Genomic DNA, 17,888 nt, shown 5'->3' with positions numbered 1-17,888 from the left:
CCAGACGGCATGGACGCATAGCTCAGTTGGTAGAGCAGCTGACTCTTAATCAGCGGGTCCTTGGTTCGAGCCCAAGTGCGTCCACCACCGTTAAGCACCCCTGCGCCGCACACCATGCGGTGGCCCTGCGGGCACGGACGCATAGCTCAGTTGGTAGAGCAGCTGACTCTTAATCAGCGGGTCCTTGGTTCGAGCCCAAGTGCGTCCACCAGTCCTTTCAATGGGTTAGCAAATTAAGTTTGGCACCCCAGAGAACCACAGCAATCACCTGGCAATCACGAGAACCATTTTTCGACTCGCGTTTTCTGCGAGATGATTTCCTGCTCCGCAGAAATCACATGGTAACCGCGAAGGCCGAGCCGTTCGGCAACCTCTTCCTCGGGCATGAACACTTCATGAGCATCACGGGCTTCAGCGGACCGCTTTGCAGTGGCAGCGATAGAGCGCATGATACCGTTGATGAACTGGCCGACGGTGATCGCCTCACGGCACTGACGGGAAGTAAGCGCTCGGCACACTGCCTCATGAAGAAGATCCTGTCCTTCGAACGGCAATTGGGCCGCATAGACGCTGGCAATCCGTTCAGACAGACAGTTCTTACCGAGCTTGAGCCGCTGCAATTCGGCACGCACCTCCTTGTGAGTTAGCGCCCGCTGCCCTTCGGGCACTCCCTTGATAGCCGACATCTGGCCTTACCTACACATGTGCGAAGATAAAAAAATTCAGACACGCTGTCCGAATTTTCTCCCGTTCGCGCATGAATGGGTAAGGATTGGTGTATCACGCCAAGGCTAAGCCCGGAACTTTAACACCGGATTTCGCAAAGCCATGACGAGACACCATTGGCGATCTTAGTTTCCTGCCCTCTCTGCATCCTCGGCGATCCATATCGACAGAAAATGCCGCGTGAGAGCCGGTGCGCCTTGTCGCTGCACAATCTCTGCCCAGCGCTCCCAGCGGTCTGCCCGGATCAACAACCAGCGGTAGAACAGGTCACGCTCATGCTCGCCGTCGAACTGCGGCGCCCAGATCGTCTCGCTGACAGCAATCCGCGATCGTGCAGGGCCGATGAGGACGATGGCCGGCGTGTCTGCGACGGTGTGCCGGGCAAAGGCGATTGGCATCGCTGGCAATGATGCCTCGGCCCGGGCGATGGCCGCCTCCATTGTGGCCCGGTCAGCTTCCGGGCGCATACCGGCATAGGTGGCAAGACTGCGAAGCCCGATGGGTTTGGCCATGAGGTCCGGATCGCGGGTCGCCATCAGCATGGCAATGATCGCCCGGCCTTCAGGCGTGATCGTTGCCCTGTTTAGCCGGTCCCCCTCCTCGATCAAACCATGGCCCTCGAGCCACATGCTGTAGTGCGCGGCTTTTTGCCAATCGCCGCCGAACAGATCCTTGGCCGATTCGCTTTGGCTGGAGACTGTGCGTTCGATGGCGACGAGCACGGCGAGCAGGAATTCCAGCTGATTTTCTATCTTATCGAAATAGCCGTCGCCCATCCCAAGACGGCCGGACCACAATGCTGTGCGCAAGGATTGCCAACGCGTGCCGTCCTCGTCGACCAGGGGCAAATCAGGATCGCCATAAGTGTCGATGGTCATCCAGTAACCCCAAGGCAGCCTTGGGTTTCGCCGCGTTTCGTAAGGGCTATGGTTGTTATGGTTGCGGCTCATGCCCGATCCTCCCGCTTTGGGGCGGGGAGACCACCGGTATTTCTGCCGGGTGTATTGCCAGCACTCGCATTGGCCGCATCGTTGATGGCCTTGAGCTTGCCTGCAAGCACGGTGACTAGCGCATAAACGAAGTGCTCATCCCGGTAGACCTGCCCGCGCTCCCGCGACAGACCGCTGGTGTCCCGCCGGGGAATGTAGTCCTGCGGTCCATCCATCGTCATGCCGAACCACCATGCAAGATCCTCGCCGTGTTCCTGTCCGGAGCGTCCCGGTTCGCGCCCCTGATGGAGCGCCTGAGATGGCGTATTATGCCGGGCACGCGGCACATGGCAGATGCTCAACCGCTCCGGGATCGTCTCCTGACAGGCCGCGCCATAGTTTACCGGCCGGTGCAGGCCGTCGTTGATGCTTCCGGGCAAGGCATCGGCTGCCCACCCGGCCAGGGCATGATGGGGTTCAACGCCAACATAGCCGGCAAGTTCGCCGCCCGGCTGGCGCAGAATGATGCAGGGATAGCCAGTCGCCGGATCGGTCCATGCAACCTTTTCAGATTCGGCTTTCCAGGGGCCTTCGCCATAAGGGCGACGGGTTCGCTCGCTGTAACGGGCATCGGGCACGATAGTGGTGCCGGCGATGGGCACGAGTTTTTGCCTTGCCGCCAGCGCCTTGCGGTTTTCGAGTGCTGCTGCTTCCTTACGGCGTTTGGTCTGGGCCGCGATCATGCGGGCCAGAGGATCGGTTGGCTTCTTTGCCATTGGTACTTCCTTCTGAACAAAAAAAGCCGCCGACGCGGGATTGCGTCGACGGCCGTGGGGTTGGGCTTGGACATTGCGGATGAAGTTCCGCTTTGGGCCTAATGACGAACGAGATTGTGTCGTGCGCGATGGCCCGATCAGATCAGGTCATGGGCGTTCTCCTTGTGGTGTGATGGGATTGTATGAATGCCAGAAGCCGGTGCTGGCCGGCGTCCGCGTCAATCCACAGTGGCCAGCATCGGCGCCTTGCTACCGATCCGCCGCCACAGCGAATCCGATGCCAGCCCGACACGTTCGACAAAGCGCGGGCTGAGCGTGCCATGGCGCGACCACCATTGCAGCAGGGCATGGCTGGCCGTGGCCGGATCAATCCCGGCATGGCCCTGCGAACGTGCCCAGGCCAGGGTCGCCGCTGCCGTCAGGACCGTGTCCAGTTCCACGTGGCTGCGCAGTTCGTGCCATTCGTTTGGCGCCTGCGGATATCCCACCTTGGCCTTGTCACGCAGAAGGTTCGCCTGAATACCCAGCCGCACGAGGATCTCGGACAAGTGGTGCCAGGTTTTGCCTTGCCCCTTGATCGCAAGACCAAGATCCAGATGCGGACGCCATGCCTCTTTCCAGTCTCCTGCCGAAGCAATCAACTGTGTCGGCATGACCAGGCCGTATTCCATCGCCGCCAGTTTCAGGACCGGCACGTCCATGGCGATTGAACCATAGCCCACCATGCAGGTGCGATCGGGCTGTGCGCGCATGTGCGTGAACAGTCCCTCGACCACGCCTTTCTCGCCGCCGTCATTGGGCATGGTCCAACTGGCGATCCGCTCGCACGTGATGGCGCCGTCCTCGGCCAGCGCCAGATCGAAGGCCGCTGCTGCATGAATGCGCCGGGTGCCAATACGGGGTGGCCAACTCTGGGTCTGCTCGATGAAGCAGTAATTGTTGTGCAGCACTTCGTCCCAATGGGTTTCCAGATCGAAGAAGGTGAAGTGTTGGGTAGCAGGTGTGGTGTTTGCCGGTGTCGTAAACGTCTTCATGGTGTTGTTTCCTATGGTTGAAACGCAAACGGCCGCCTCGATGGGCGGCCGTTTGCGGGATTGTTGTTTGTTTGTTTTGGGATCGCCCGACTGCACACATCGCATCGGCCGCGCATGGTGGGGCTGACGGCCCCCGATCAGATCGACGGCATGCCTTTCCCTATCCGCACCAGTGCCCGCCAAGCCTTCCATGCGGCAAGAACGTCGCGCTTGTCCGATGGCTGGATGTCACGGGTTTCTGAAAGCCACGCCAGCCAGATGGCCTGTGCGCGCAATGGCAGCAGCGCGATCTGGCCTTCGAGCCCACGCTTCCGGTCCGGCCCGCGATAGGGCAGACCGTGATCGAAAGCGGATTGCACAAGCTGCCATTCGCTGGTGCGTAATACGTGCATCCGCCCGTAGCCCTCAATTGGCAAGCCCAGCATGCGGAAGGCGCTGGCCAGGGCGCCGATTTCGAAACTCTCCGCCAGTGGGCGCTGGCCTGACAAAGGTATGACGCTGAGAATATCGCTGCCTTCAGGCACATGGCCCAGAAAGCGCCAGGCAAGATCAGTGGCCGGGTGCGTCCACAACCCGCCAGGGTGCAAATGGAAGCGGTAATTGCGGTTGGAGTCATCGGCGATGCCGAAGGTGGCAAATTCGATCGGGTAGCCATCGTCGTCTTCGAGGATAGCAAAGGTGGTAAGGTAAGTCCTGCATATCATGGGTATTGTTCCGTTTGCACAGGTCCAGACGCGCAAAAGGGCCGACAGCCTTGCGGCCTCGGCCCTTTTGCGATTGTGCTGGTGAGTTGCGTTTTGTGGTCGGCTATTGCGCGATCAGCGGTGACGTCCAGCGGATGTCAGGAATTCCAGCGATGGCGTGCAGCGCACTTCATCCGTGAGCCAACGCTTTTCCTCCTCCAGAGCATCGTCCTCGATCTCTGCCCACCACACCCGCCGCTTCGAATTCCACTTATAGCCGCGTGCCTTGAGCAGGTCCTTGCGCGAAAACGGCGCATTCAGGGCCTCGACTTTGGTCGTGACGCGATCGGCCCGGTCCCGCAACCGACACAACTTGATCGAACGCGCCCAAGAGTTGCGGCGGAGGGTCTTGTGCTACGATCCTAAACTCAGGAAAATGTTCGTCGGCACTGCCACCTGAACAAAGCATCAGATGCTCGTTGACGCGTAAATCGCCGCTGTCGTCGTCGAGAGTGTGAAGCAGCGTGAGGATCTTCGCAGTCAGTTGCTCCGGGGTGACTGCCTGATCTGGCCAATATGGGTGGATCCTTTTCCTGACAAAATCTGGAACCTGCGCCCTGTCGGCAAGCGTCGTCAGGTCGGCCCAGAACTCGTCAAGCCAATCACGAAACGTGCCGCCAAACGGCGGGACGTCGAGCGCAGAAGCGACCACCGGGAAATAGGCGTTGGAGGCACCGCGCTGAATGGCAACCGGTTCATTGGAGCAAGCCACCGGGCCCGACTGAAGCCAAGGCGACCTTCCTTCGCAGGGAATCTTCCCCAAGGCTCCTGGTGATAAAGCACCATCCAAGTCCCTTTCCTCGAGGCATTCGGTACAATGCACCCTCAGACCTTTCAGGCCCGCGCCTTTCCCGATCAGCTTCAATGGAAGCTTGCGAGAACAAGCTGAATTGTGCCGCGGCCAGGATGCCCAGGGGAAGTCCTGAAGATGCCCAGACGCGCAAGTAACAACGAAGCGGACCGGCACAACAAATGACTTTTTGGCGCGTTTGCCTCGGCCTGTTGAACACTCGCTGCAAAACAGTTCCGGGCGATCGAGTTCGGAACTCCAGAACCGGCTGCGTTGAAGCCGGTTGCATTTCGGGCACACATGCCAGTCCGGAAACCGGTAGGCTGGGAGTAGGCGTGCCGCTTGAGTGCTGGGCGGCTATTCATTCCGCATAGCAGATCGTCGATGTCACCCTTCGTAATTGAAGTTAGCGGCCGCCGTCTGAAAACTGGCACGATGTCGCGTTTCAAAATGCGCTCCGCTTCTTGCCATCTTTTCCATCGCTCCTTCAGGTATCCTTGAACGAACGAGTCGGCGTAATCCTCGAATGCGAGCGTTACTGCTGCCCTACGCCGCTGCCGTTGATCCTCGCGTGGGTCACTACCTTGCCTAACTAAAGCAGCAAGCCGAAGGGCTTCCTTCCGCGCAAGGTCGGGGGTCCAAGGGCTGCCATGCTCACCGATGGTGGAACGCTGCGTCGCAGATTCACGCCCTCCCGTTCGATACTGGAAAATGTAAGAACGCTTCCCCGTTGCCGAGATTTTTAGCCCGAAGCCCTTTACTTCCGCATTCCAAAGGAAGCTTACCTTCCCTGACGGTGTTACTGAATCGACGGTTCTCTTGGTCAGCTTTATGGTTGGCACACCCACTCCTCTGATAAGCACCCAGCAATCACGAGAAGACCAAATCAAGCAGCATTCAGCCAATCAAAGTCAAGCAGTATTGGAAGATTATCAATATTTTTCAGGTATATTCCAACTCAGTCCAATGCCATCCAAATACGAGCAGCTGACTCTTAATCAGCGGGTCCTTGGTTCGAGCCCAAGTGCGTCCACCACACCTTAAAGCAGCGTCAACAGTTTGATGTATTGACGTTGCAAGTGGCGTCGTAGACTGATCTATTTTCAAGCTTCTGGAACGCGGCCGGAATTGCGGGCTTGCTCGCGCGAATTCGTGCCAAGGGCAAGAATATGCCAGTGCCAAGCGCAATGCGGACCGGGCTTCGATATTGCGCAGCGCGGACATTGCTGGGGCGCGCAAGAGCATTGAAGGTTTTCGCCGGGCTTTACACCGGCTCGGGATTGGTTACTTCAACCTGCTCGCGCCCGGCAACCGCGTCCGGCAACCGCGGTGAATTGTCTCATCGCCAGGATTTTGGATCGCCGTGAATTATCGCCATTCCTTCCACGCAGGCAACAGCGCCGATGTGGTGAAGCATAGCCTGCTGATCGCACTTGTGCAGGCCTTGCAGCTCAAAGACAGTGGATTGACGCTGATCGATACCCATGCCGGTTGCGGGCTGTATGATCTTTATGGCGAGGACGCCGGGCGCACAGGCGAGGCGGCACAAGGCGTGATGCGTGCCTTTGCCGACAGCAACCCTTTGCTGAACAGTTATCGCGCTGCGGTGCAAGCGGTGAATGGGGAAATGGGGGACGAAGCCGGGCCACAGCTTTACCCCGGCTCGCCCCGCATTCTGGCGCAGCTTCTGCGCCCGCAGGATATGCTGATCCTGAATGAAAAGCATCCCGAAGACGCCTATGCTCTGCGTGGAGCGATGCGCGGCACCCCTGCTGCCGTGCACGAGCGTGACGCCTATGAACTTTGGCTGGCGATGTTGCCAACCCGGACCTCGCGCGGCGTGGTGGTGGTTGACCCACCCTATGAGCAAACGGACGAGCGCGCGCGGATCACGGCCACACTTGCCGCCGCGCACCGCAAGTGGTCGCATGGTGTGACGGTGATCTGGTATCCGCTGAAAGACCGGCACACGCATGTGCGGTGGAAGGAGCAGCTATGCCGGTTGGGCATTCCGAAGATGCTGAATGTCGAGCATTGGCTGTACGATGCCGACCAGCCCGGCATTTATAACGGCGCGGGGCTGTTTTTCGTGAACCCTCCCTATGCCTTTACGCAAGGCTTGCCGCCGATGCTGGAGGCCCTGCGCGCGGCGCTGGCGCCGGAGGGGCATCGGGGTCTGATTTCGGCGGAGTGGTTGGGGTGAGGCTGGCCGAACACTCTGCCTGACAGGCCCCTCATTTTCGTCATCCCGGACTTGATCCGGGATCCCGCTTTCTGTTTCTCGTCAGGTCTTGCGCGGTGCTCAAAGAACAGCGGGACCCCGGGTCAAGCCCGGGGTGACGGGTGATGTAGTGGAGTTTGGATGCGAATGGCTCATTCCCTACGGTCGGCTAATTGCCATCAGCATCGACCATGAAAACCATTGGCTTTCCACGCGATTCAGGGTCCCACCCGGCGTCTAGCGCCGCCTGAACACCGCGCATTACAATCGCGTCGCTAACCTGCAGGCGGCCGCGCTGCATGCCTTTGAGCAGGCGTTTGGGTGGGGGGAACTCCAGCATGGCGCCGCGCTGGGTGTTCTTGCGCAGCAGGGAGACGGTCATGCCTCTCCAGCCGTCGAACTCGCTCCATTGCGGTTCGCTGCGGAGTTCCCATTCGTATTGAAACCCGCCAACGTCGACGATTCCGGAAAGCCTGTGAATGCTGGTCATGGCCCGGACCACTAGCAGGTCTGCGGCCACACACCACCAGCAGATTGCGGTTAACGGCTAACGGCTTTCGCCCATGATTTGCCCCGTGCGCGCATCGACATCTACGAACACCACGCGGCCATCGCGGATGAACTTAAGCCGATAGACCATCGCCGAGGGATCGTATTCCGGGCCGAGGTATTGCATTCCGGGCTTGGTCGGCAGCACGCGGCGTTCGATATCGCGCAGCGAGCGCACGTTGCCCGCGCGCAGATCGCGGCGGGCTTCGTTCTGCTCGTCCGGGCGCTGTTGCTGTGCAGGGGATGCAGCAGGCAGAACGGCGAGCGTGGCAGCTATCAGGGCAGTCAGTCGGTTCATGATGCGCAGATGCCTAAGCCTTGGCCATTGAACAAGCGGTGAATGCTGGTGCGGTGAAATAAGGGTGAAAATTCTGAGGTTGCAAGCCCACCCCCAACCCCTCCCGCCTGCGGGAGGGGAGCGCGACTTATCGAACCGCAGGTGAGATTAGTCGCAGCTGGGTGGGCTTCCGGCGCTGGAAGGATTACACAGCGTGTGAGGCGTTGCGAAAGTGCGAGCGGACAGGTAAGCGCGCGGCATGGCAGCACCGATACTCAGCTGGGAAGGCCTTGGCCTGATCCAGGGCAATGGTTGGCTCTTTCAGGACCTTAACATCCATATCCAGCAGCGTGATCGGCTTGCGCTGATCGGGCGCAATGGTGCTGGGAAAACCACGCTGCTCAAACTGCTGGGCGGTCAGGTGGATGCCGACAAAGGCACGCGATCGATCCAGCCGGGCACGAAGATCGTGACGCTGGAGCAGGACCCGTTCTTCACCGGTTATGACACGCTGATGGACTTTGCGCTTTCGGGCAAGGACGCGCCGCCGCAGCATGAAGTTGAGGCGATTGCGGGCCAGCTTGGCATCGATCTTTCGCGCAAGGCCGATAGCGCCAGCGGGGGGGAACGGCGGCGGGCTGCCTTGGCGCGCGCACTGGCGAGCGAGCCGGACCTGCTGCTGCTCGACGAGCCGACCAACCACCTTGATCTGGCCGCGATCGATTGGCTGGAGGACTGGCTGACGCGCTATCGCGGGGCGTTTGTGGTGATCAGCCATGACCGCACATTCCTTGACCGGCTGACCAAGGCGACGCTGTGGCTGGATCGCGGTAGCTTGCGCCGCAAGGAAATCGGCTTTGGCGGTTACGAAGCATGGATGGAACAGGCTTATGCCGAAGAGGCGCGCGCGGCGGACAAGCTGGATGCCAAGCTGAAGATCGAGGCGCACTGGCTGGAACGTGGCGTCACTGCGCGGCGCAAGCGCAACATGGGGCGGCTGGAAAAGCTCTATGAAATGCGCGAACAGCGCGCCGCGATGCTGACGCCGCAAGGCACGGCCAAACTGGCGCTATCGAGCGACGATGCCAAGAGCAAGGCGGTGATCGTTGCGGACAAGGTCTGCAAATCGTTCGGTGAGCGCGATATCGTCAAGGACTTCACCCTGCGCATCACGCGCAAGGACCGCATCGGCGTGGTGGGATCCAACGGTGCGGGCAAGACCACGCTGCTTAAGCTGCTGACCGGCGAACTGGCACCGGACAGCGGCACGATCACGCTGGCCAATACGCTGGAAGCCGTGTTCATAGACCAACAGCGCAGCCTGATGGCGCCCGACAAGCGCGTGCGCGATGTGCTGGCCGATGGCAGCGACTGGATCGATGTGCGCGGCGTGCGAAAGCATATCCACGGCTATCTCAAGGACTTCCTGTTCGATCCGAACCTCGTTGAAGCGCGCGTGGGCACGCTTTCGGGCGGGGAGCGGTCTCGCCTGTTGCTGGCGCGGGAGTTTGCGCGGTTTTCGAACCTTCTGGTGCTGGATGAGCCGACCAACGACCTTGATCTGGAAACGCTCGACCTGCTGCAGGAAGTGATTTCGGATTACGATGGCACCGTCCTGATCGTCAGCCACGACCGTGACTTTCTGGACAAGACGGTGACGATCACGCTGGGCATGGATGGCTCGGGCCGCGTGGACATCGTCGCGGGCGGCTATGCCGACTGGGAGAAGATGCGCAAGGCCCGCGCTGCGGGCAAGCCGGTGGCAAAGGCGGGCGGTTCTTCAAATGGTTCTGCGCCACCCCCTCCCCCAATTCCTGCGAAAAAGGGCAAGCTGAGTTACAAGGACCAGCGCGATTACGATCTGCTGCCGGGGCGGATCGAGGAACTGGACGCGCAGATTGCGCGGGGTGAAGCGCAACTGGCTGACCCGGATTTGTATGCCACGGACCCAAGGAAGTTTGATGCCTTGATGGCGGGGCTGGACAAGCTGCGTGCAGAAAAGGACGCGGCGGAAGAGCGCTGGCTGGAACTGGCGGAGATGGTTGAGGGGTAGGCATACCCCTTGCATGATAGCGCATACACACCCCCACTCCGCTCATCTTGAGCCTGTCGAAGGGTGCCAGCATGCTTCGACAGGCTCAGCATGAGCGGATTTGGTGGAAGATCTTAGGCTTTTGAACTTAGCGCTAACGCACCCCCGCGCAGGCGGGGGCCTCAGGCCGTTTACGCGAATGTGCCGATAGAACCCTGAGGCCCCCGCCTTCGCGGGGGCGCGTGGTGTTTGGTGGATGGGTTGGCGGGGTGTTACCCCCTCAGCGCAGCAGCCGTCCGCTCCTCAATGCGCTTTTCCAGGATCGACAGCGGCATTGCGCCGTCGAGCAGGACTTCGTGGAACTGCTTGATATCGAACTTGTCACCCAGCGTCTTCTGCGCCTTTTCGCGCGCACGCAGCCAGGCGATATGGCCGATCTTGTAGCTGCAGGCCTGCCCGATGGATGTGCAATAGCGCTCCACTTCACGCAAGGTGCGCGGGCGCGTGAAGCCGGTGGTGGCGACCATGTAGTCGGTCGCCTTCTCTCGGCTCCAGCGCTTGGTGTGCAGTCCGGTATCGACCACAAGGCGCGTGGCGCGGAACAGGAAAGACTGCAGGTAGCCCGCCTTTTCGATGCCATCGTAAGCGCCAAGTTCGTCTGCCACCTGTTCCGAATAAAGCGCCCAGCCTTCGGAATAGGCCGAAAAACCGCCCGTCTTGCGGATCAGCGGGATGCTGTCAGACTTCTGCGCAAGGCTGATCTGCAGGTGATGGCCGGGCGTGCCTTCATGATAGGTGAGCGAGGGCAGCGTGTACTTGGGCCAGTCCGACACTTCCTTGAGGTTGATCCAGTAGATCGCCGGGCGGCTGCCATCGAGCGAGGCCGAATAGTAATAGCCGTTGGCGGCGCCATCCTGAATTTCCACCGGCACGGCGCGGATATCGAGCGGCTGATTGGGCAGCGTGGCAAAGGCGCGGGGCAGAAGGGCATTCATCTTCTGCACGCCCGCGTTCAGGCTGGCGATCAGTTCGGCCTTGCCCTCTGGCGTGGCGGCATAAAGCTGTTCGGGCAGAGTGTTGAGCGCGGCCAGCCGCTGCCCCACAGTGCCCTTGGTATAGCCTGCGGCTTTTAGCACGGTATCAAGCTGTGCTGTCAGGTCGGCCACCTGTTCAAGGCCGATGTTGTGGACTTCATCAGGCGTGTAATTGGTGGTGGTCGCCTGCATCAGCGCGGCGGCATAGATTTCATCACCTCTCGGAATGCGCCATGCGCCATCACCCGCTGCGCTGGTAGGCTTGAGCTGTTCAAGCAAGGCAATCTGGCGGTCAATCGCGGGATAAATGGCATCGCGCACGATTGCTTCGGTGCGGGCTTGCCAATCTCCGGCAATGCTCTTGGCAGCGGTGCGGCGGACGATGGATTTGACCATCGAGGATTCGCCCGGTGCCGACGCACGCAGTTTTTGCAACTGGATCAGCGCAAGATCGAGCGACCACCCCGGAGCAAGGATACCGCGCCCGGCCTGTTCACCCTGCTCGGTGATGTCATTGTCGATCTGGATGCGCAGTGCAGCAAGGCGGGCGAGATAGGCTTCGGCGTCCTCGGCCGTTTCCATCGGATGCGTGGAATCAAGGAAATCGGGAACGCTGAAGGCAGCGCACGAACGCTGCGTTATGCGATAGGGCGATAGCGGGCTGTCAACGCCCACGCGCGGACCATCAAGCCGGCGGTCAAGCTGGTAGCGCACAACATCGAGGTTGACCTTCATCGGCGCCGAGAGGGCCTTGTCATCGATCTTGGCGAGCTCTGCCAATGCGCCGCGAGTCTGCGCGATGGAGGCAGCGCGGCCGTTTGCACTGTTGTCTTCCAGCTGCGAGCGCAGGCCCGCCATTGCGCCCTTGTCCAACCCAAGAGAGGTCGCATACGTCGGCGAAAGCATCATCTGATCGTTGAAGATGCGCGTGAACAGCGCATCCAGCCGCGCGTCTTCAGTTGCGGCGGCGGCAAAGGCAAAGCGCGGGCTGGTGGCCAAAGCGGTGGCAATGCTGGCCGAGGTAACGAAGGCACGGCGGCTGAAGCGGGCAGTCATGAACATCTTCTCCGGGAAGCAAAAAGTTGCGGACCGGTGCCACAGCTGAAGAAGGCTTCAAAGCGCTTTTGTTGCAATCGATACTGGATTCACGGCAAGCAATAGTGATCTGCCACGCGGTCCAGCGCAATGCGCAGCACCAGTTTGCCGCTGCGTGCGGGCCAATCCAGCGCCTTTTCCGCAGAGGGAAGCCCCTCTCCTGCGCAAACCACGCGCCACAGGATGTCGGACAGCCCTGTGCCTGCGTGTGCGATGGCGGACACAAAGCGCTGGCGTGCTGCGATATGGCGTTCGCTGACATTGAGGCCACGGTCCGCCGTGCCGCTGATCCGCACCGCATCCCAACGCATGGTGACCGAGGGGGAAAGGTGCGCTCGTTCGAAATCAGCACGCAGGCGTTCCCCTGCATCAAGCTGGCGATCGGTAAGATGGCCGCGCGCGTGGAGCCAGGTTAGCGGAGATTCGGCAAGGTTCACCGTAACCGAACGGCTGCGGGGTGTGCGCTCGATACTGCGGCGTGGCCCCACACAGGTCAATTCTCGGGTGACAAGGATTCGGGCCATCTGTAATCTCCTGAAGGAACAAGGATAGAACAAGCAAAGGACTTGCCTTGCCTTCGCCTTTGTAGGAAAGCGAAAAACACCGTTCCGGTTAAGCCATCCTCAGAAGTGATCGATCGATGATCAACCGCATCCGCGATATCCGCCGCCAGAAGAGCATGACCTTGGCCGATGTTGCAGCCCGCTGCGATCCTCCGACCACCGCGCAGACCATCGGGCGTCTGGAAACGGGTATGCGCAGCCTGTCACTCTCTTGGATGAACCGCATCGGCGCCGCGCTTGGTGTAGATCCGCAACTGCTGGTCAAGGCGGATGAGGAAAGCCCGGCACGACTTGTCGCGAGGCTGGCCGTGGGCGGCGCCGAAGCGCTGGCCAAGCCGATGGACGCCATTTTGCCTGTTGCCCTCGATGGATCGGCGCGGCTGATGGCCATGGCGGTAGACGACAGCGCGGGCGAATACCGCGCAGGCGATCAGGTGTGGCTGCGGCAGATTGATCCTGAAGATTTCGCACGCGCGTTCAACCGTGACGTGCTGGCCCCACGCCCCGGCGGCCGCTTTGCCTTTGGCCGCCTGATTGATCAGCGCGATGGGCGCGTGGCGATCCTGCCGCCCGGGCCCGGACAGCGACAGGTGGTAATCGACCGGCCCGCGTGGCTGGGCCTTGCTGAAATGCTCGTGCGCAAGCTCTGATCTTGAAGCGGCTGCTTTCCATCTCGACGCTCTATCCCGCGCCCGGTCGCAGCGGGTTTGGTCGGTTCGTGCAGCGCCAGATGGAAGCGCTGGCCGCGCGGGGCGATTGGGAAGTGACAGTTATCAACCCCATCGGCAAACCGCCAGTGGCGATGCAGCGGTATGCGGCGCTCGAGCAGATCCCGGAAGTTGAGCAGCAAGGCGCGGTCACGGTGCATCACCCGCGTTTCCTGCTGTTGCCGGGCGTATCCGGCCCGATCAATCCGGCCCTGATCGCACACGCCGTGCTGCCCTTGGCGCGCAAACTGCACATGCAGGCGCCATTCGACATGATCGATGCGCAGTTCTTCTATCCAGATGGACCGGCTGCGGCATCGGTGGCGCGGGCACTGGACCTGCCGCTGGCGATCAAGGCGCGCGGTTCGGACATTCATCTGTGGGGTGAAAAGGCGCTGGCGCGGCGGCAGATGTTGGCGGCGGCAAATCAGGCCACGGCTCTGCTTGCGGTTTCGTGCGCGCTGGCCCGTGATATGGCCGCGATGGGTATGCCCGAAGAGCGGATTACCGTCCACTATACCGGACTTGACCGCGAACGGTTTCAGCCGCTGGAACGCAACGCCGCGCGGCAGTTGATCTCGGCCATTCCGGCAATGCACGTCTGGTCCGAAGGGCGGCTGCTGCTGTGTGTTGGAGCCCTGCTGGCCATCAAAGGACAGGCGCTGGCGATCCGAGCGCTACCGCTACTGCCCGACGACGTGCGGCTGGCGATTGCAGGTACGGGCGCGGATGAACCGGCGCTGCGCAGTCTGGTTGGCGAATTGGGCCTTGAATCACGGGTGCAGTTCCTTGGGTCGGTAGACCACGACATGCTGCCGCATCTTCTTTGCGCAGCTGACGTCATGGTGCTGCCATCAGAGAGGGAGGGCCTTGCCAATGCCTGGATCGAGGCGCTGGCCTGTGGGACGCCAGTGGTGATTCCCGATGTGGGCGGCGCGCGCGAGGTGGTGCGTGATGAAAGTGCCGGCCGAATTGTTGCCCGCACACCGCAAGATATTGCGCGCGGCGTGGCAGAATTGTTGGCCGATCCGCCTGATCAGACGGCTGTCGCCGCCAATGCTGAACGGTTCAGCTGGGAGGCAAATGCGGCGGCACTGGCAGAGATTTATACGGAGGCGGCGACAAAGACCTAGACCCGACCCAAGTTCCGTTCGTGTCGAGCGAAGTCGAGACACTCACAAAGCGAGCAAAGGTGTCTCGCCTACGCTGGACAAGAACAGGATTTGAGGCGTGACCGATTGTCACGCCCGTTCCCGCGCGAGCCGCTCCTGCTTTTCCATCGCCGTTTCGGTCGGCACGAAGCTGTTGGGATTGACCTTCAGCCAGATCAGAATTGGCGCAGCCATATATACCGAGCTGTAGGTTCCGACAAAGATGCCGAGCGTGATAGCGGCGGTAAAGCCGAAGATCACATCAGGGCCGAGCAGCAGCAGCGCCAGTAGCGTAATCAGCATCGACAGCGAAGTCACGATGGTGCGCGCCAGCGTCTCGTTCACCGAAAGGTCGAGAAGTTCAGGCATCGGCATCTTTCGGAACTTCTTCATGTTCTCGCGGATGCGGTCATAAACCACGATGGTATCGTTCAACGAATAGCCAATCAGCGTGAGCAGGGCGGCGACGATATTGAGGTCGAATTCCATCCCTGTCAGTGCAAACAGGCCCAGCGTAAGCGTAACGTCGTGCACAAGGGCAAAGAGCGCGCCGACGCCGAATTGCCATTCGAAGCGCAGCCAGATGTAGGCAGCAACGGCCAGCGACGCGAGACCGAGCGCCATGAACGCATCCCAGCCAAGCTCCTTGGATACCTTGCCTGAAACGGAATCAATCCCGTCAATCCGGGCGTCGGTGTGGTTCTTCTTGATGTCGGTGGTGATCGCACGCGCCATATTGTCAGATAGAGCGGCATCGCCTTCAGCGCCTTCAGGCAACTTCATGCGGATCGATATTTCATTCGGTTTGCCGAACCGTTGGATAACTGGTTCGCCATAGCCGAGTTTTCCGACCTGCTCGCGCAGTTCGATCACTGGCGCTTCGGCGCTGCGTTCGAACGTGACCCGAATCATTTGGCCGCCGATGAAATCGACGCCAAGATTGAGGCCTTTGGTCAGGACGAGGCCCCAAGATGCCGCCATGAGAACGATACTGATCACGTAGAACGGCACGCGCCACTTCAGAAAGTGGATGTTGGTGTTGTCCGGGACGAGCTTGAGGAGTTTCATGACAGGTTCCTCCTCTTACAGGGCGATTTCGGTGGGGCGAGCGCGGCGCAGCCATTGCGCCACCCACATGCGGGTAAGCGTGACAGCCGTGAACACCGATGTGGCGATGCCGATCATCAGCACAACCGCAAAACCCTTTATCGGGCCGGAGCCGAATGCAAACATCAACACGGCCGCGATGACATTGGTGATATTGGCGTCGAAGATTGCGCGGCTGGCTTCTTTATAGCCAAGCTCCACCGCCTGCACGACCTTGCGTCCACGATGACGCTCTTCCCGGATGCGCTCGTTGATCAGCACGTTGGCATCAACCGCGGCACCAATCGTGAGCACGAAACCCGCGATGCCAGGCAGAGTAAGCGTCGTGCCGATGATTCCCATGATGCCGAGGATCATCATCACGTTGATGAACACAGCAAGGTTCGCATAAACCCCGAAACGGCCATACGTAACGAGGATGAACACTGCGAGCGCCAGTGTGCCAACGCCCATCGCAATCATGCCCTTGCGAATCGAATCCGCACCAAGATCTGGCCCAACGGTGCGTTCTTCCACGACTTTGAGATCCACCGGAAGCGCGCCGGACCGTAGCGAGATGGCCAGTGCATTGGCGCTTTCAGTGGTGAAGCTGCCCGAAATGATCGCGCTGCCGCCAAGAATCGGTTCGTTGATGGTCGGCGCGGAAAGCACTTTGCCATCAAGAATGATCGCAAAGCGCTTGCCCGTGTTCTGCTGGGTCAGCTTGGCGAACTTGGCCCCGCCTTCGGTGTTGAACGTGATCGTCACCGTCGGCTCGTTGGTCTGCTGATCATTTGACTGCTGCGCGTTGGTTAACTGGTCGCCGCGAATACCGCCAAGACGTTTGACCACTTCGACCGCAGCGCCGCCCCCGGCAGTTGCGCTGACGTAGGGCACGATCTCGCTGCCCGGAGGAGCAATGCCCTGCGCCACGTCAGAAGGAATTGCGGTCGTATCGACCAGCTTGAATTCCAGCTTCGCCGTTTGGCCCAACAGGTTCTTGAGCGCCTGCGGATCCTGCAGGCCGGGCACTTGCACGACAATGCGCGATGGGCCGGAGCGGATGATGGTCGGCTCCTTGGTGCCAAGCGCGTCGATACGCTTGCGCACCACTTCCACCGCCGTGTCCATCGCCTGAGTCACGGCTTGGCTGATGCCCGCCTCAGTCGGTTTGAGCACGAAGCGTGTGCCATCGACGACATTGATGTCCCAATCGCGCTGCCCGGTCAGGCCTGCGCCATTGGTGAGCGGCAGCACAGCTTCGCGCACGGCATCGACTTGCGTGGCATCAGCCACCACGAACGTCAGCGCGCCATCGCGGTTGGAAATGTCGCTGATGCGGATGTCTTTGCCCGCCTTCTGGCCATCCTGCTTCAGCTTGTTGCGGACCGATTCCTCCATCCCTTCGATGCGCTGTTGGCGCACTTGCGAAGGATCGGCTTCGAGCAGAATGTGACTGCCCCCTGCCAGATCGAGGCCAAGATTGATCTTGGGCTCAGGAATGCCGGCAGGCCAGCCGAGGCCGAAAGTGGAAGTGAGCGAGGGGATGGCGGCCGCAACGCAAATCAGCGTTATGAACCAGAGCCAGATCACCTTCCAGCGCGGAAAATCGAGCATGGGCGGGCAGCTTTCAGTAAATCGGGATCAGTCGTTTGCGGGCGCAGAACCCGCAGGCGGCACGATATCACCAATGGTAGCGCGCACGGCCTTGACCTTTACGTTCGGGCCAAGTTCCAGTTCTGCATAATGATCGTCGAGCTTGATCACCTTGCCGATCAGTCCGCCGGCGGTCACGACCATATCGCCCTTCTTCATCGCGGCAATCTTGGCCTTGTGTTCCTTTTGCTGGCGCATTTGCGGGCGCAGGATCAGGAACCAGAAGATGAAGCCCATGGCGACGAGCGGCAGGAAGCTCATCCATGCGGGGGGCTGGCCGGCATTGGCGGCGGCGGCGGAAAGCGTGCTGAACATCATGGGTCCGTTTCTGGGATCGCGACTGTGGTATTGCAAGCGCACGACCTTGCGATTTCCCGCAAAACCCAGCGCTGACAGATTTGATCGGGGCGGTTAGCAGGTTGGCATAGGCAAGGCAATCAAACCCCGCACCGCCGCCGATATGCCTAATTGCAGTGCATGCGGCTGCCGGTTTTGGCAATCGCACGCTTGCTATCTGCA

Annotated in this window: 18 protein-coding genes and 2 tRNA genes; 6 read left to right on the top strand and 14 right to left on the bottom strand. The window is 60.5% G+C overall.

Features of this window, described 5'->3' with window-relative positions:
* Positions 1-11: 11 nt before the first annotated feature.
* Positions 12-87, top strand: a tRNA-Lys gene (locus tag AC2A1F_RS05550).
* A 48-nt stretch (positions 88-135) separates the two neighbouring features.
* Positions 136-211, top strand: a tRNA-Lys gene (locus AC2A1F_RS05545).
* 64 nt (positions 212-275) lie between these two features.
* On the opposite strand, the gene AC2A1F_RS05540 is transcribed toward AC2A1F_RS05545, so the two are convergent.
* The 7 genes from AC2A1F_RS05540 to AC2A1F_RS05510 all read right to left on the bottom strand — a co-directional run bounded on the left by AC2A1F_RS05540 (position 276) and on the right by AC2A1F_RS05510 (position 5,840).
* Entirely contained in the window at positions 276-686 is a 411-nt protein-coding gene (locus AC2A1F_RS05540; RefSeq protein WP_484207741.1) for a hypothetical protein, read from the bottom strand.
* Positions 687-851: 165 nt separating this feature from the next.
* Positions 852-1,604, bottom strand: a complete 753-nt coding sequence (locus AC2A1F_RS05535) for a hypothetical protein (RefSeq protein ID WP_484207740.1) — start codon at positions 1,602-1,604, stop codon at positions 852-854.
* Between the two features lie 68 nt (positions 1,605-1,672).
* Positions 1,673-2,431: a hypothetical protein gene (locus AC2A1F_RS05530; RefSeq protein ID WP_484207739.1), complete on the bottom strand. Its 759-nt coding sequence runs from the start codon at positions 2,429-2,431 to the stop codon at positions 1,673-1,675.
* A gap of 218 nt (positions 2,432-2,649) precedes the next feature.
* Positions 2,650-3,465 (bottom strand): hypothetical protein, encoded by an 816-nt coding sequence (locus tag AC2A1F_RS05525; protein ID WP_484207738.1) that lies wholly within the window; start codon positions 3,463-3,465, stop codon positions 2,650-2,652.
* Positions 3,466-3,602: 137 nt separating this feature from the next.
* Positions 3,603-4,169, bottom strand: a complete 567-nt coding sequence (locus tag AC2A1F_RS05520; protein WP_484207737.1) for a hypothetical protein — start codon at positions 4,167-4,169, stop codon at positions 3,603-3,605.
* 114 nt (positions 4,170-4,283) lie between these two features.
* On the bottom strand, positions 4,284-4,511 hold the full coding sequence (locus AC2A1F_RS05515; RefSeq protein WP_484207736.1) for a hypothetical protein: 228 nt from the start codon (positions 4,509-4,511) through the stop codon (positions 4,284-4,286).
* A gap of 558 nt (positions 4,512-5,069) precedes the next feature.
* A complete protein-coding gene (locus tag AC2A1F_RS05510) occupies positions 5,070-5,840 on the bottom strand; it encodes an Arm DNA-binding domain-containing protein (RefSeq protein ID WP_484207735.1) in 771 nt (256 codons plus the stop codon).
* A 521-nt stretch (positions 5,841-6,361) separates the two neighbouring features.
* Here AC2A1F_RS05510 and AC2A1F_RS05505 point away from each other — a divergent pair.
* Positions 6,362-7,201: a 23S rRNA (adenine(2030)-N(6))-methyltransferase RlmJ gene (locus AC2A1F_RS05505; RefSeq protein WP_484207734.1), complete on the top strand. Its 840-nt coding sequence runs from the start codon at positions 6,362-6,364 to the stop codon at positions 7,199-7,201.
* 187 nt (positions 7,202-7,388) lie between these two features.
* On the opposite strand, the gene AC2A1F_RS05500 is transcribed toward AC2A1F_RS05505, so the two are convergent.
* Together AC2A1F_RS05500 and AC2A1F_RS05495 are read right to left on the bottom strand one after the other, a co-directional pair.
* Positions 7,389-7,709: a hypothetical protein gene (locus AC2A1F_RS05500; protein WP_484207733.1), complete on the bottom strand. Its 321-nt coding sequence runs from the start codon at positions 7,707-7,709 to the stop codon at positions 7,389-7,391.
* A 57-nt stretch (positions 7,710-7,766) separates the two neighbouring features.
* A complete protein-coding gene (locus AC2A1F_RS05495) occupies positions 7,767-8,066 on the bottom strand; it encodes a PepSY domain-containing protein (RefSeq protein ID WP_484207732.1) in 300 nt (99 codons plus the stop codon).
* Between the two features lie 238 nt (positions 8,067-8,304).
* Here AC2A1F_RS05495 and AC2A1F_RS05490 point away from each other — a divergent pair, with 238 nt between their 5' ends.
* Complete coding sequence (locus AC2A1F_RS05490) at positions 8,305-10,098, top strand: ABC-F family ATP-binding cassette domain-containing protein (RefSeq protein ID WP_484207731.1); 1,794 nt, start codon at positions 8,305-8,307, stop codon at positions 10,096-10,098.
* 251 nt (positions 10,099-10,349) lie between these two features.
* On the opposite strand, the gene AC2A1F_RS05485 is transcribed toward AC2A1F_RS05490, so the two are convergent.
* Entirely contained in the window at positions 10,350-12,173 is a 1,824-nt protein-coding gene (locus tag AC2A1F_RS05485; RefSeq protein WP_484207730.1) for a DUF885 domain-containing protein, read from the bottom strand.
* 83 nt (positions 12,174-12,256) lie between these two features.
* Positions 12,257-12,730 (bottom strand): DUF6456 domain-containing protein, encoded by a 474-nt coding sequence (locus AC2A1F_RS05480; protein ID WP_484207729.1) that lies wholly within the window; start codon positions 12,728-12,730, stop codon positions 12,257-12,259.
* A gap of 116 nt (positions 12,731-12,846) precedes the next feature.
* Here AC2A1F_RS05480 and AC2A1F_RS05475 point away from each other — a divergent pair, with 116 nt between their 5' ends.
* Positions 12,847-13,419 (top strand): helix-turn-helix domain-containing protein, encoded by a 573-nt coding sequence (locus AC2A1F_RS05475; protein ID WP_292628603.1) that lies wholly within the window; start codon positions 12,847-12,849, stop codon positions 13,417-13,419.
* A 2-nt stretch (positions 13,420-13,421) separates the two neighbouring features.
* A complete protein-coding gene (locus AC2A1F_RS05470; RefSeq protein WP_484207728.1) occupies positions 13,422-14,609 on the top strand; it encodes a glycosyltransferase in 1,188 nt (395 codons plus the stop codon).
* 108 nt (positions 14,610-14,717) lie between these two features.
* Here the strand turns inward: AC2A1F_RS05470 and secF are convergent, their stop codons facing one another.
* From secF to yajC, 3 genes are read right to left on the bottom strand one after another with little or no spacing between them, the layout of a single operon-like run.
* Positions 14,718-15,695, bottom strand: coding sequence for a protein translocase subunit SecF (secF, locus tag AC2A1F_RS05465; RefSeq protein WP_484207727.1), 978 nt, complete (start codon positions 15,693-15,695; stop codon positions 14,718-14,720).
* A gap of 15 nt (positions 15,696-15,710) precedes the next feature.
* Positions 15,711-17,330, bottom strand: coding sequence for a protein translocase subunit SecD (gene secD, locus AC2A1F_RS05460; protein ID WP_484207726.1), 1,620 nt, complete (start codon positions 17,328-17,330; stop codon positions 15,711-15,713).
* Between the two features lie 27 nt (positions 17,331-17,357).
* The gene (gene yajC / locus AC2A1F_RS05455; protein ID WP_292628597.1) at positions 17,358-17,687 is read right to left on the bottom strand and encodes a preprotein translocase subunit YajC; all 330 of its coding nucleotides are present in this window, start codon (positions 17,685-17,687) and stop codon (positions 17,358-17,360) included.
* Positions 17,688-17,888 lie beyond the last annotated feature (201 nt).

It is taken from the genome of Novosphingobium sp. HNCC26BN242 (assembly GCF_057180525.1).
The sequence above is the reverse complement of the archived record's forward strand: the minus strand, read 5'-3'. Positions and strand labels throughout refer to the sequence as shown.